Origin of the sequence: Brenneria salicis ATCC 15712 = DSM 30166, assembly GCF_003315515.1 — a bacterium.
Taxonomy (GTDB): domain Bacteria; phylum Pseudomonadota; class Gammaproteobacteria; order Enterobacterales; family Enterobacteriaceae; genus Brenneria; species Brenneria salicis.
Genome location: NZ_QNRY01000044.1, coordinates 1 through 13,577, shown reverse-complemented (window position 1 = coordinate 13,577; position 13,577 = coordinate 1). Strand labels below are relative to the sequence as shown.

Sequence of the window (13,577 nt, the reverse complement as noted above, 5' to 3'; positions counted from 1 at the left end):
AACGGCTCACCTTAACAGAATGGGAATTTGAGGGTGAGATCAACGGAAAGTGCCGTAAAAATAGGATAATCGCGATAAGAATGACAGGGATAAAACAACTGATAGAGAAACCTGCTCGATCCGTTGGTTCTCCCCTATGCAGTTAAAACAACGACGCTAAAACACGATTGCGAAAAGCGATGATCACAACATAGGAGAAGCCAGCGCGCCTCAGTACTCCTGATCCTCGATCAGCCGTTTTCCCAGCGTTACGCAATCGACGATTTCATAGTCCAGCTTTTCATACATGCCAATCACCGCATCGTTATCTTCGCGCACCATCAGGTGGATCTTGGGACAACCGCGGGCGATAAGCTTTTTCTCCAACCGGCTGATCAGCGCATTAGCAATGCCGCGCCCCCGGTAATCCGGGTGTACGCCCAGATAATACGCGGCGCCGCGATGCCCGTCGTATCCGCCCATCACCGAACCCACCACTTCCCCGCTCACTTCGGCGACCAGAAACAGATCGGGATCATGATTCAGCTTGCGTTCAATATCCATCTCAGGATCATTCCACGGGCGCAATAGATCACAACGCTCCCAAAGAGTGATCACTTCCTCAAAGTCATCTTGCCTGAATATGCGGATTTCCATCGCGTTTGCCACCTTGTAATTAGGCCTGTTCTGATTATCGCGTGATTTTTGTCAGACGCAATCTCAAATTGCGGCTTACTGGCAAGAGCGAATCAGACGCAGGCCCCACGGCTGTCTTTATTGCGCGGCAATAATCGTTATACTGACCGCATTTATTGCCCTACCTCGCGCCGGATAAAAGGATGTACGCATGTCTAACATCAGTGCTGTAAAAAAATTTCTTCTTACTTTACAGGATGCTATCTGTCAGCAGCTTGCCGCGGCAGATGGCGGCGCCGATTTTGATGAAGACGTCTGGCAGCGGGCGGAAGGCGGCGGCGGACGCAGCCGCGTGCTAGCCGGCGGCAATGTCTTCGAGCGGGCCGGCGTCAATTTCTCGCATGTCTTCGGCCAGTCGCTTCCCCCATCCGCCAGCGCGCACCGCCCCGAACTGGCGGGCCGCAGCTATCAGGCGATGGGCGTCTCGCTGGTCGTTCATCCGCAAAATCCCTATGTTCCCACCAGTCATGCCAATGTGCGCTTTTTCATCGCGGAAAAACCGGGAGAAGATCCGGTCTGGTGGTTCGGCGGCGGCTTTGACTTAACCCCATTCTATGGTTTCAAGGAGGACGCGGCGCACTGGCATAAGACGGCGCTCAATTTGTGCCGTCCGTTCGGCGAGCAGGTCTACCCGCGTTATAAAAAATGGTGTGATGACTATTTCTTTCTGAAACACCGTAATGAAGCTCGCGGTATTGGCGGGCTGTTCTTTGACGATTTGAACACGCCTGACTTTGATACCGCATTCGCCTTCACCCGTGCGGTTGGAGAAGGTTTTCTGGATGCCTATCTGCCAATCGTAGAACGTCGCAAAGCATTGCCGTGGAGGGAGCGGGAGCGCGAATTTCAGTTATATCGTCGCGGGCGTTACGTGGAATTTAATCTGGTCTGGGATCGCGGTACGTTATTCGGCCTGCAAAGCGGCGGGCGAACCGAATCGATTTTAATGTCGATGCCGCCGCTGGCGCGTTGGGAATATCAGTATCACCCTCAGCCCGATAGCCCGGAAGCGGCGCTGTACAGGGATTTCCTGCCCGCCAGAGACTGGCTGGCCGATGATGACGGCAATCTCCCGGCAACGGAGTAATACCTATGCAAATCTGGGTGGATGCCGACGCCTGTCCCAATGTCATCAAAGACGTGCTGTACCGCGCGGCGGAGCGTACCGCGACGCTGACCACGCTGGTCGCCAATCAATCGCTGAAAGTCCCGCCATCGCGTTTTATTCGCACGCTGCGCGTTTCAGCCGGATTCGATGTCGCCGATAACGAAATTGTACGGCGCGTTGAACCCGGCGATTTAGTGGTCACCAGCGATATTCCGCTGGCCGCCGAAGTGATCGAAAAAGGGGGCGTCGCGTTAAATCCCCGTGGTGAACGCTATACGCCCGATACCATTCGTGAGCGGCTGAATATGCGGGACTTCATGGATACGATGCGCGCCAGCGGGGTACAAACCGGCGGCCCTAATGCCCTGAATCAGCGGGACCGGCAGCAGTTCGCCAATGAGTTGGATAAATGGTTGCGGCATAAAAAAAGCCCGGCGAGTTAGCCGGGCCAGAGATGACGTTAGGGTTGGCAGCACATTACAGCGGTTGTGTTTGCGCTTCCACTACCGCCAGCGCCACCATGTTGATGATGCGGCGTACTGATGCGATCGGCGTCAGGATGTGTACCGGTTTGGCTACGCCCATCAGTACCGGCCCAACCGTTACCCCTTCGGAAGAGGAAACACGCAACAGGTTATAGCTGATACGCGCCGCTTCCATCGTCGGCATGATCAGAATGTTGGCCGAACCTTTCAGCGGGCTATCCGGCATTTGCTCGCGGCGGATCGCTTCCACTAGCGCGGCGTCACCGTGCATCTCGCCATCAATTTGCAGTTCCGGCGCCAGCTTGTTGACCAAACTCAGGGTGGCGCGCATTTTCTGCGCCGTCAACGAGTCAGACGTACCAAAACTGGAATGAGACAGCAGAGCCACTTTAGGTTCAATACCGAAACGACGCACGGTTTCCGCCGCCATCAGGGTGATTTCCGCCAGTTGCTCCGGTGTTGGATCGGCGTTGACGTAAGTATCGGCGATAAAGGTATTACCGCTCGGCAACAGCAACGCATTCATCGCGCCGGCAACATGGACGCCTTCGCGGTAGCCAAAGACTTTCTCCACTACATCGAAATGTTCTTCATAGGTGCCGATGGTTCCGCAAATCAATGCGTCGGCTTCGCCGCGCAACACCATGATAGAACCGATCAACGTCGGATTGCCGATCACCGCACGTTGCGCCTGCTCCTGCGACACGCCGCGCCGTTTCATAAGCTCGAAATACTCGCTCCAGTACTCCTTGAAACGCGGATCGGATTCATTGTTGACCACTTCAAAATCTTTACCGATGGTCAATTGCAAGCCCAGTTTCTGCAAACGCATCTCAATCACGCTTGGACGACCAATCAGGATCGGGAACGCCATCCCCAGCGTGACCAGTTCCTGTGTCGCATGCAGTACACGCGAGTCTTCACCTTCGGCAAACACCACGCGTTTGGGCTGTTGACGCGCCTGAGAGAAAATCGGCTTCATAAACAGGTTGGTTTTGTAGACAAACTGCGTCAGCTTTTCGATATAGGCATCGAAATCCTCAATCGGGCGCGTCGCCACCCCGGATTCCATCGCCGCTTTCGCGACAGCCGGAGCAATCTTAATGATCAGACGCGGATCGAACGGTTTCGGGATCAGATATTCCGGGCCAAATGATAGATCCTGATCGCCATAGGCGGAGGCCACCACTTCGCTTTGCTCCGCCAGCGCCAGATCAGCGATAGCATGAACGCAGGCCAGTTTCATCTCTTCATTAATAGTGGTCGCGCCCACATCCAGCGCGCCCCGGAAGATGAACGGGAAACACAGTACGTTATTCACCTGGTTAGGATAGTCGGAACGACCGGTGCAGATAATCGCATCGGGACGAACTTCTCTCGCCAGCGGCGGCAGGATTTCAGGTTCCGGGTTCGCCAGCGCCAAAATCAGCGGACGAGGCGCCATGGTCTTCACCATATCCGGCGTCAATACGCCGGGGCCGGAGCAACCGAGGAAGATATCGGCGTCGGGGATCACGTCCGCCAGTTTACGGGCGCCATTATCCTGAATCGCATAGGCGGCTTTGGTTTCTTCCATATTTTCATCACGGCCCTGATAAATCACGCCGCGAGAATCACACACCACGATGTTGTGCTTCTGAAGGCCCAGCGCCACCAGCAGGTTCAGACAAGCGATGGACGCCGCACCCGCACCCGATACCACCAGACGGACATCGGAGATATTCTTTTCCACCACCCGCAATCCGTTGAGCACCGCGGCGGTACAGATGATGGCGGTGCCATGCTGATCGTCATGGAACACCGGGATCTTCATACGCTCGCGCAGTTTCTTCTCAATATAGAAACATTCCGGCGCTTTAATATCTTCCAGATTGATGCCGCCAAACGTCGGTTCCAGAGCCGCAACAACGTCGATCAGTTTGTCTGGATCAAGCTCATCCACTTCAATATCGAATACGTCGATACCGGAGAATTTTTTAAACAGAACGCCCTTGCCTTCCATCACTGGTTTACCGGCCAGCGCGCCGATATTACCGAGGCCGAGAACCGCGGTTCCGTTAGAAATGACCGCGACCAGATTGCCGCGCGCGGTGTATTTATATGCCGCCAACGGATCTTCAGCAATTTCCAGACAAGGGGCCGCCACGCCGGGAGAGTAGGCCAGCGCCAGATCACGCTGGGTCGCCAAAGGCTTGGTTGGCGAAACCTGAATTTTCCCCGGAACCGGATATTGGTGAAAATCAAGCGCGCTTTGCTTTAGTTGTTCATCCATCGTTTAATCCTTTATCGGTTTTTGTTGTGTCATGCATGTAGGGCCAAGAGTACCCAGTATAGTGTTTGAGAATTGTGAAACTATGAAGGATGACAAAAAGCTGACGTGAATACTGATTAATATAGTTATTTTATTTGATGTTTTTTTGTGCAAACGATGAGCCATTTTCAGCAGTAATGTCAGGAAACCAGGACACCGCATCACGTTATAAAAAACAGGTTTGATGCGCCACATTTAATGGCGCGCTACGTTGCAAACCATCCCTGAATTTGCGCATATTGTAACAACATGATGGTCTTGGCGTCTTTGATCCGGCCATCGCTGATCATTGCCATTGCCTGCTTGAACGGCAATTCCAGCACTTCGATATCTTCGTCTTCCACGCCGCCGCCCGCGTTGTCACGCAGCGATTCGTCATACTCTGCCGCGAAGAAGTGCAAACGCTCGGTGACGCCACCGGGCGACATATAAGCCTCGAACAACTTCTCGACGTTGGCGATCGCATAGCCCGTCTCTTCTATCGCCTCGTTGCGGATACACGCTTCCGGCGAATGCTCGTCAAGCAATCCGGCGCAGGCCTCCAACAACATCCCGCTCTCATTACCGTTGACATAAGTGGGAATGCGGAACTGGCGCGTCAACACGACCGTTCCTTTCGCCCGGTTGTACAACAGGATGGTCGCGCCATCGCCACGGTCATACACTTCACGGATCTGACGGATAACACCGCCACTCTTTCTTTTTAAATCAAACACATATTTATGCAGAATAAACCAGTGGTCAGACAGGAGTTTCTTTTCAATGAGCGTAATTGGCGATGACATAAACCACCTTCACAACGATTGCCTATTCAGAACATAGGCCGATAAAACGCCGTCCGTTTCTATATGTCAAGCACGCTGCCGAGCAACAGATAAAGGTTCAGGGAAACCACCAGCACGACAATCACCTTACCAATACGCTGAATCCATTTACCGTTCACCATATCGCCCATTAGCGCCCGGTCGCCGGTAAAAGCCAGCAGCGGCACCAGCGCCAGCGCAATACCGAAACTCAGCTCCACCTGGCTCATGACCAGTACGCGGGTCGGGTCCATACCAGAAAGAATAACGATAAACGATGGCAACATCGTGACTACCCGCCGCACCCACAACGGAATATGGAAATGCACAAATCCCTGCATAACCACTTGCCCGGCCAGCGTACCGACCACCGTCGAGGACAACCCCGCCACCACCAGACTCAGCCCGAAAATCGTGGCGGCGGCTTGTCCCAGCAACGGGTCAAGCGTCAGATAAGCCTTATCGAGATCGGCAATATCCTGATTACCACTAAAATGAAAGGCCGCCGCTGCCGTCGCCATCATCGCCAGATTAACAAAACCGGCAATCGTCATGGCGATAGCCACATCCACCTTGGTCGCCGCATAACGTTCCGCACGGGAGTGTTTGCCTTCATGTTGCGTCAGAGAAGAATGCAGATAAATCACATGCGGCATGATGGTGGCGCCCAGCACCCCCGCCGCCAGCAACACCGCCTCCGACGTCGGCAGGCTGGGGATGGCAATCCCTTTGGCCAGCGCGGATAACTCAGGACGAGAGAAAACCAGTTCAACGATATAAGCCGCGGCCACAAACAGCAGCAACCCGCCGATCACCATTTCCAGCGGTTTTTGCCCACGCTTTTGCAGCATTAAAATCAAAAGCGTGGCGATAGCCGTCAGGATCGCGCCTTCAAGCAGCGAAACGCCCAACAACAGTTTGAAACCGATGGCGGCGCCAATGAATTCCGCCAGATCGGTTGCCATCGCGATAATCTCAGCCTGCCCCCAATAGGCCCAGACTGCGGGCCGGGGAAAACGATCGCGGATCAGTTCAGCCAGATTTTTACCGGTTGCGATCCCAAGTTTGGCGGACAGTAACTGAATCAGCATGGCCATGATGTTGGCCCACACCACCACCCATAGCAGGGTATAGCCATAAGCCGCGCCAGACTGGATATTAGTGGCGAAGTTACCCGGATCAATGTACCCAATCGCCGCAATAAACGCAGGCCCCATCAAGGAAAGTTTGACCTTTCTGGATGTACGACTGACTGACCCGACGACACGGCTATTCGGCATATATGTCCCTTCTAACGCTATTGTTTTACCCACTCTCACACAAATGATAATGATTATCAAGCGCATCTAGAATGACAATACCAATTCTTCCAATAGCTAAAGATGATGAGCCATCGCCAAATCAAAACACCTTTTTTAACAAATAAATATTAACAATATATAAACAAAAACCCCACGCCAGAAGCATGGGGTTGATGATGACGTGAAGCAATAGACCAAACGCGAGAAAAGTTATTCTTTCGCTTTGGAGACGGCCACCATAGCAGGGCGCAGCAGGCGTCCATTCAGGGTATAGCCTTTTTGCATAACCATCATGACGTAGTTGGGCTGATGCTCAGCCGATTCCAGCATGGTCATCGCCTGATGAACTTCCGGATTGAACGGCACGTTCACGTCCCCAATGACTTCAATGCCAAACTTGTGCACAGCATCCAGCAGGGATTTAAACGTGAGTTCAACCCCTTCAATCATTGATGCCAACGCGTCATTGGATTTATCCGCCATATCCAATGCACGCTCAAGATTATCAATCACCGGCAACATTTCGCTGGCGAATTTCTCCACCGCGAATTTATGGGCTTTCTCAACATCCATCTCCGCACGACGACGAATATTATCGGCTTCGGCACGGGCGCGCAGCACGTTGTCGCGTTCACGCTGCTGTAGTTCGCTCAGTTGTGCTTCCAATTCCGCAATGCGCTCATCACGCGGATCCGCTGCGTCTACCGTCGTCTCCGGCACGACTTCCTCCTGCCGCCTTTTTGCTGCATCCGTTTGATCCAAGACTTGCTCGTCAGGCGTGTTCTGTTCTTTACTACTCATGAAATTCTCCGCGGTTTAGCATTAATCTCGCTAGTTGCTATTATGGGGATCAAAACCGGGGTTTCAAGGGAACCAGTCACATATTGGTCCCACAGACCGTCGGCACACCACGCTTGGGATAATAACAGCAATGAATAAACCGTTTAATTGTATTGGCATCGTCGGCCATCCACGACATCCTACCGCGCTGGCTACCCATGAAATGCTTTACCACTGGCTCACCGGTAAAGGTTATTCAGTCCTGATTGAACAGCAGATTGCCCGTGAGTTGAATCTGCAAGGCGCACCGACCGGCAGCCTGGCCGATATCGGACAACTCGCCGATCTTGCTGTGGTGGTCGGCGGCGATGGCAATATGCTCGGCGCCGCCCGCGTTCTGTCCCGCTACGGCATCAACGTGATTGGCGTTAACCGCGGCAACTTAGGGTTTCTGACCGACCTCGATCCTGACCACGCCCAGCAGCAGCTTTCGGAAGTGCTCGATGGCCATTATCTGAGCGAACAACGTTTTATGCTGGAAGCGCACATCTGCCGCGCCGACCAGCCAAACAGCATCAGCTCCGCCATCAACGAAGTAGTGCTCCATCCCGGCAAAGTGGCGCACATGATCGAATTTGAAGTCTATATAGACGACAATTTTGCGTTTTCGCAGCGTTCAGATGGTTTGATCATCTCTACGCCCACCGGTTCGACCGCTTATTCGCTCTCCGGCGGCGGCCCGATTCTCACCCCTTCGCTTGAAGCCATTGCACTGGTGCCGATGTTCCCTCACACGCTTTCGGCTCGTCCGCTGGTTATCAGCAACAACAGCACGATTCGATTGAAATTTTCCCACATCACCCATGATCTGGAAATCAGTTGCGACAGCCAGATTTCACTCCCGGTGCAACAAGGGGAAGAAGTGCTTATCCGCCGCAGCGCACATCACCTGAATCTTATTCACCCAAAAAACTATAGCTACTTCAATACATTAAGCACAAAACTCGGCTGGTCAAAAAAATTGTTCTAAAATTTTCGCCAGCCACTTTACTGTATATAAAACCAGTTTATACTGTATGTAATCACACATTGTCTTTACATACAGGAAACTATCATGCTGGCGCAACTCACTATCAGTAACTTCGCCATCGTGCGCGAATTGGATATTGATTTTCAGGCAGGAATGAGCGTGATTACCGGCGAAACCGGCGCCGGAAAATCCATTGCCATTGATGCCCTCGGCCTCTGTCTGGGAAATCGCGCCGACGCCAGCATGGTCAGGCCCGGCGCGGCGCGTGCCGATATTTGCGCCCGCTTTTCTCTGGTCGATACGCCCACCGCACGCCAATGGCTGGAAGAAAATCAACTTGATGACAGCAATGAATGTCTGCTACGCCGGGTAATTGGCGCGGACGGGCGTTCACGCGGCTTCATCAACGGTACAGCCGTACCTTTGTCACAGTTGCGCGAACTCGGCCAATTGCTGATTCAACTTCACGGCCAGCACGCTCACCAGTTACTGCTCAAACCCGATCATCAAAAGCATCTGTTGGATGCCTATGCGGACGAACCCGACTTACTGCGGGCAATGCAGCAAATCAGGCAGCAATGGCATCAAAGCTGCCGCGAACTGGCGCAATTGCAGCAGGCGGCAATCGAGCGGGAAGCGCGTCGTGAACTCCTGCAATACCAATTGAAAGAACTGAATGAATTCGCCCCTCAGTCTGGCGAATATGAACAGATTGATGTCGAATACAAACGGCTGTCGAACAGTGGTCAGTTATTGTCATTGAGCCAACAAACATTGCAATTGCTTAGCGAAAATGAAGAGCAGAACATACTCAGCATGCTCTACAGCGTAAAAAACCAGCTTGGCGAGTTGATTAGTATGGATGAAAAACTGTCAGGCGTGCTCAATATGCTGGAAGAAGCCGGGATCCTAATCAGTGAAGCCAGTGATGAATTGCGTCACTATAGCGATCAGATGGATCTCGATCCCATCCGGCTATACGAACTTGAACAACGATTATCCCGCCAACTGGCATTAGCTCGTAAGCATCATGTCGCGCCGGAAGCCTTACCCGCGTTTTATAAGCAACTGTTGGAGGAGCAACGTTTGCTGGAACAACAGGAAAGCGACCATGAAACGCTCAGCGCAGCCGTCAGCGCCTACCATCAACAGGCGTTACATGCCGCGGAACAATTGCATATTCGCCGACGACATCATGCCGGCGAATTAGCCCGGCTGATCACCGCCAATATGCATGAACTGGCGATGCCGCACGGTCACTTCACAATCGACGTGAAATTCACCCCTGAATACCTGACCGCCAGCGGCGCCGACAACATTGAATTCTGCGTCACCACCAACCCCGGTCAACCTCATCAACCACTGGCGAAAGTGGCGTCCGGCGGGGAACTGTCACGTATTGCCCTGATTATTCAGGTTATCACCGCACGTAAAATGGATACGCCGGCATTAATTTTTGATGAGGTCGATGTAGGGATCAGCGGCCCGACTGCGGCGATTGTCGGCAAAATGCTGCGTCAGCTTGGGGAGTCAACACAGGTCATGTGTGTCACTCACCTGCCACAAGTTGCAGGTTGCGGTCATCACCATTTCTTTGTCAGTAAGCAAACCGATGGCGCGGCAACCGAAACCCTGATGCAGCCGCTGGACAAACGAGCACGACTACAAGAACTCGCACGCTTACTCGGCGGCAGCGCCGTCACCAAACACACGCTGGCAAACGCCAAAGAATTGCTGGCGGCCGTAAACCTGGACGGTCACAACAGTTTGCAAAGCCAATGACAGGTAAAAAAGCTCAACTTTTTTGCAATCCTGAGGTCATACTGGGGTCTTGCAGGTTTTCAAGTCAGGCAAGGTCTATTATCATCGGCAACCTATGCCCTTAAGGAATAAAATCACTATGCGCTGTAAAACGCTGACTGTCGTCGCCGCGGTGGTTGTTGTTATGCTGACTGCCGGTTGTTCCACGTTGGAAAAAGTGGTCTATCGGCCGGACATCAATCAGGGAAACTATCTGGCACCGGGTGACGTCGCAAAAATTCACACCGGGATGACCAAACAACAGGTCGCTTATACCCTCGGTACGCCTATGATGCAGGATCCGTTCGGCAGTGATACCTGGTTTTATATATTCCGCCAGCAGCCTGGTCATGAATCCGTAAAACAGCAAACGCTAACGCTGACGTTCAGTGGTGACGGCCTGCTGACCAATATCGATAACAAACCGGCACTGAACTAATCTGTCACGGTTTTGTCGGTTGTCCGCACAGAGAGGGTGAAATGACGCGGATTGATACGCCGGGATTTGGCTACTCGTTGGCTGGCGACAACAATAAGGCACGCAGTGCCTTATTTTTTTGAGCGCTCAGCACGCTGGCGGCGCAGTTCTTTCGGATCGGCAATCAGAGGACGATAGATCTCGACACGATCGCCATCATTCAACACCTCCGTCAGCTTTACCGCGCGACTGTAAATGCCGACTTTATTGCTTTGCAGATCGATATCACGCCGCAGTTCCAGTAACCCCGACGCGATGATTGCCTGTTCAACCGTACTGCCTTGCGCCAGCTTCAGCGTGCGCAAATATTGTCGCTCCGGCAGCGCGTATACCACATCCACATTGATGTCAGGCACTGTAGACCTCTTTGGCGCGCTGGGTAAAAGCCTGCACCATACTACCCGCCAGTTCCTTGAAAATTTTGCCAAAAGCGAGTTCAACCAGCGCATTGGTGAATTCAAAATCAAGGTGCAATTCCACTTTGCAGGCATCCGTGCTCAGCGGCGTAAAATGCCAGTCACCGCTTAACTGGCGAAAAGGACCATCGACCAACTGCATATTGATATTTTGGTTGTTGGTCAGCGTATTGCGTGTGGTGAATGTCTTACTAATGCCCGCTTTGGCAACGTCAACCGCGGCCGTCATTTCATCAGGCGTCGATGAAAGGATCCGACTGCCCGTACATCCAGGCAAAAAGGCGGGATAAGAAGCAACATCATTGACCAGTTGGTACATCTGCTCCGCACTGAAGGGAACCAGTGCCGAGCGACTAATTTTAGGCATACAATTTTCCGTGATTCAAAAAACGCGCAAAATAATAGCATTGATGGGCCGACAGGCAAAAATTCTGCGAGCACTATCGCACGATATCATCAACAATCGCTCTGACGCACGGCGGGGATTTCATTCCCTTTGACATCCAGTATAATGACGGCACTATGACAAAGAAAAAAGCGTATAAACCCGGTTCCGCTACCATTGCGCAAAACAAGCGTGCTCGCCACGAATACTTCATTGAGGAAGAATTTGAGGCAGGACTGGCGTTGCAAGGTTGGGAAGTAAAATCCCTGCGAGCAGGCAAAGCCAACATCAGCGACAGCTACGTCACATTCAGGGACGGTGAAGCGTTTCTATTCGGCGCCACGATCACACCGCTGAATGTTGCATCTTCACATGTGGTTTGTGACCCTACTCGCACCCGTAAACTCTTACTGAATAAGCGAGAACTAGACTCGCTGTTTGGTCGTGTCAGCCGTGAAGGTTACACAGTTGTCGCCTTATCCATGTATTGGAAAAACGCCTGGAGCAAAGTCAAAATTGGCGTTGCCAAAGGTAAGAAAGATCACGACAAACGTGATGACATCAAAGAACGTGAATGGAAATTAGACAAAGCCCGCATCATGAAGAACGCTAACCGCTAAGTCAGTGGCTTAAGCAGTATAAGTTCTGGTATACTGGCGAAAGTTTCTTGGGGGCTGATTCTGGATTCGACGGGATTTGCAAAGCCCAAGGTGCATGCCGAGGGGCGGTTGGCCTCGTAAAAAGCCGCAAAAAAATAGTCGCAAACGACGAAAACTACGCTTTAGCAGCTTAATAACCTGCTTAGAGCCCTCTCTCCCTAGCCTCCGCTCTTAGGACGGGGATCAAGAGAGGTCAAACCTAAAAGAGATCGCGTGGATGCCCTGCCTGGGGTTGAAGCGTTAAATCCAATCAGGCTAGTTTGTTAGTGGCGTGTCTGTCCGCAGCTAGCAGGCGAATGCAAAGATTAGACTAAGCATGTAGTACCGACGGTAGAGTAATTCCGGACGGGGGTTCAAATCCCCCCAGCTCCACCACTTTTTAGTTGTTTGAAGTATACTGAAGTCTACTAAGCCCGCATGGAACCAGCCTTGCGGGCTTTTTTACGTCTATAGAAGTCTACTGAGATTTGCTAGAAGCTACTCGTTATGGCACCCTTTTTAGGACCCAACGCAAAGGGTCCCAAAATCGAGGGTCCTAAAATGGCAAAGATCGCTAAGAAACTTACTGACACCGAAATCAAAAATACTAAGCCAGCAGAAAAGGAGATCAGCCTTTTTGATGGTGACGGCCTGATGCTACGAATCGCCCCTCTCTCTGTAGGCGGCAAGAAAAACTGGTATTTCAGGTATGCGGTGCCAGTAACCAAAAAGCGAACCAAGATGAGCTTAGGCACCTATCCTCATCTCACACTTGCCAAGGCACGGGCTCTACGCGATGAATACTTGTCGTTGCTTGCAAACGGTATTGATCCGCAGATTCACAACAACGCTAAAGCCAATGCTCTTAAGGATGCCACTGAGCACACGCTACAGACTGTTGCAAGAAAGTGGTTAGATGAAAAAGTTAAGACTTCTGGCATCTCTCCAGACCATGCAGAAGATATCTGGCGTAGCCTCGAACGAAATGTCTTCCCCGGTTTAGGTAATGTCCCTATCAAAGAGATCCGTCCCAAGCTCTTAAAACAGCATCTTGACCCAATTGAACAACGAGGCGTACTGGAAACCCTACGCCGTATTATTTCACGTCTAAATGAAATTTTCCGTTGGGCTGCTACAGAAGAGCTTATTGAATTTAACCCTGCTGATAATCTCGGTCAGCGATTCAGTAAGCCTAAGAAGCAAAACATGCCTGCTTTACCCCCAGATGATCTCCCCCGATTCATGGTTGCCCTGTCAAACGCGTCTATATGTAGTGGAATACTGAATTTGGCCACCTGAACAGAGGTGATATGCTCACCTCAGAACAACACAGGTGCTCCAATGAAAAAAAGAAATTTTAGTGCAGA

The 13,577-nt window shown here is 52.0% G+C and carries 13 protein-coding genes, 1 other RNA gene and 1 pseudogene; 8 read left to right on the top strand and 7 right to left on the bottom strand.

Features of this window, described 5'->3' with window-relative positions:
• Nucleotides 1–210: 210 nt before the first annotated feature.
• Entirely contained in the window at nucleotides 211–636 is a 426-nt protein-coding gene (locus tag DES54_RS15180) for a GNAT family acetyltransferase (protein ID WP_113868810.1), read from the bottom strand.
• Between the two features lie 190 nt (nucleotides 637–826).
• Here DES54_RS15180 and hemF point away from each other — a divergent pair, with 190 nt between their 5' ends.
• Nucleotides 827–1,762: an oxygen-dependent coproporphyrinogen oxidase gene (gene hemF / locus DES54_RS15175; RefSeq protein ID WP_113868808.1), complete on the top strand. Its 936-nt coding sequence runs from the start codon at nucleotides 827–829 to the stop codon at nucleotides 1,760–1,762.
• 5 nt (nucleotides 1,763–1,767) lie between these two features.
• Nucleotides 1,768–2,226, top strand: a complete 459-nt coding sequence (locus tag DES54_RS15170) for a YaiI/YqxD family protein (protein ID WP_113868806.1) — start codon at nucleotides 1,768–1,770, stop codon at nucleotides 2,224–2,226.
• A gap of 34 nt (nucleotides 2,227–2,260) precedes the next feature.
• On the opposite strand, the gene maeB is transcribed toward DES54_RS15170, so the two are convergent.
• From maeB to grpE, 4 genes are all read right to left on the bottom strand, one after another.
• On the bottom strand, nucleotides 2,261–4,540 hold the full coding sequence (maeB, locus tag DES54_RS15165; protein WP_113868804.1) for an NADP-dependent oxaloacetate-decarboxylating malate dehydrogenase: 2,280 nt from the start codon (nucleotides 4,538–4,540) through the stop codon (nucleotides 2,261–2,263).
• A 245-nt stretch (nucleotides 4,541–4,785) separates the two neighbouring features.
• Nucleotides 4,786–5,364, bottom strand: a complete 579-nt coding sequence (gene nudK / locus DES54_RS15160) for a GDP-mannose pyrophosphatase NudK (protein WP_113868802.1) — start codon at nucleotides 5,362–5,364, stop codon at nucleotides 4,786–4,788.
• Nucleotides 5,365–5,423: 59 nt separating this feature from the next.
• Nucleotides 5,424–6,662, bottom strand: coding sequence for an Nramp family divalent metal transporter (locus tag DES54_RS15155; protein ID WP_113868800.1), 1,239 nt, complete (start codon nucleotides 6,660–6,662; stop codon nucleotides 5,424–5,426).
• Nucleotides 6,663–6,893: 231 nt separating this feature from the next.
• Complete coding sequence (gene grpE, locus DES54_RS15150) at nucleotides 6,894–7,484, bottom strand: nucleotide exchange factor GrpE (protein WP_113868798.1); 591 nt, start codon at nucleotides 7,482–7,484, stop codon at nucleotides 6,894–6,896.
• Between the two features lie 130 nt (nucleotides 7,485–7,614).
• Here grpE and nadK point away from each other — a divergent pair, with 130 nt between their 5' ends.
• The 3 genes from nadK to bamE all read left to right on the top strand — a co-directional run bounded on the left by nadK (nucleotide 7,615) and on the right by bamE (nucleotide 10,732).
• A complete protein-coding gene (gene nadK / locus DES54_RS15145) occupies nucleotides 7,615–8,493 on the top strand; it encodes an NAD(+) kinase (RefSeq protein ID WP_113868796.1) in 879 nt (292 codons plus the stop codon).
• A gap of 84 nt (nucleotides 8,494–8,577) precedes the next feature.
• Nucleotides 8,578–10,275 (top strand): DNA repair protein RecN, encoded by a 1,698-nt coding sequence (recN, locus tag DES54_RS15140; protein WP_113868794.1) that lies wholly within the window; start codon nucleotides 8,578–8,580, stop codon nucleotides 10,273–10,275.
• A gap of 118 nt (nucleotides 10,276–10,393) precedes the next feature.
• Nucleotides 10,394–10,732, top strand: a complete 339-nt coding sequence (gene bamE, locus DES54_RS15135; protein ID WP_113868792.1) for an outer membrane protein assembly factor BamE — start codon at nucleotides 10,394–10,396, stop codon at nucleotides 10,730–10,732.
• Nucleotides 10,733–10,842: 110 nt separating this feature from the next.
• Here the strand turns inward: bamE and DES54_RS15130 are convergent, their stop codons facing one another.
• Together DES54_RS15130 and DES54_RS15125 are read right to left on the bottom strand one after the other, a co-directional pair.
• Nucleotides 10,843–11,127: an RnfH family protein gene (locus tag DES54_RS15130; RefSeq protein WP_113868790.1), complete on the bottom strand. Its 285-nt coding sequence runs from the start codon at nucleotides 11,125–11,127 to the stop codon at nucleotides 10,843–10,845.
• Nucleotides 11,120–11,554, bottom strand: a complete 435-nt coding sequence (locus tag DES54_RS15125) for a type II toxin-antitoxin system RatA family toxin (protein ID WP_113868788.1) — start codon at nucleotides 11,552–11,554, stop codon at nucleotides 11,120–11,122. Before DES54_RS15125 ends, DES54_RS15130 begins: the two co-directional genes overlap by 8 nt.
• A gap of 155 nt (nucleotides 11,555–11,709) precedes the next feature.
• Here DES54_RS15125 and smpB point away from each other — a divergent pair, with 155 nt between their 5' ends.
• From smpB to DES54_RS15110, 3 genes and pseudogenes are all read left to right on the top strand, one after another.
• Nucleotides 11,710–12,192 (top strand): SsrA-binding protein SmpB, encoded by a 483-nt coding sequence (smpB, locus tag DES54_RS15120; RefSeq protein ID WP_113868785.1) that lies wholly within the window; start codon nucleotides 11,710–11,712, stop codon nucleotides 12,190–12,192.
• Nucleotides 12,193–12,242: 50 nt separating this feature from the next.
• Nucleotides 12,243–12,606, top strand: a transfer-messenger RNA (tmRNA) gene (gene ssrA, locus DES54_RS15115).
• A gap of 165 nt (nucleotides 12,607–12,771) precedes the next feature.
• Nucleotides 12,772–13,479, top strand: a pseudogene (locus tag DES54_RS15110) (integrase arm-type DNA-binding domain-containing protein); the annotation flags it as partial.
• Nucleotides 13,480–13,577: the final 98 nt, after the last annotated feature.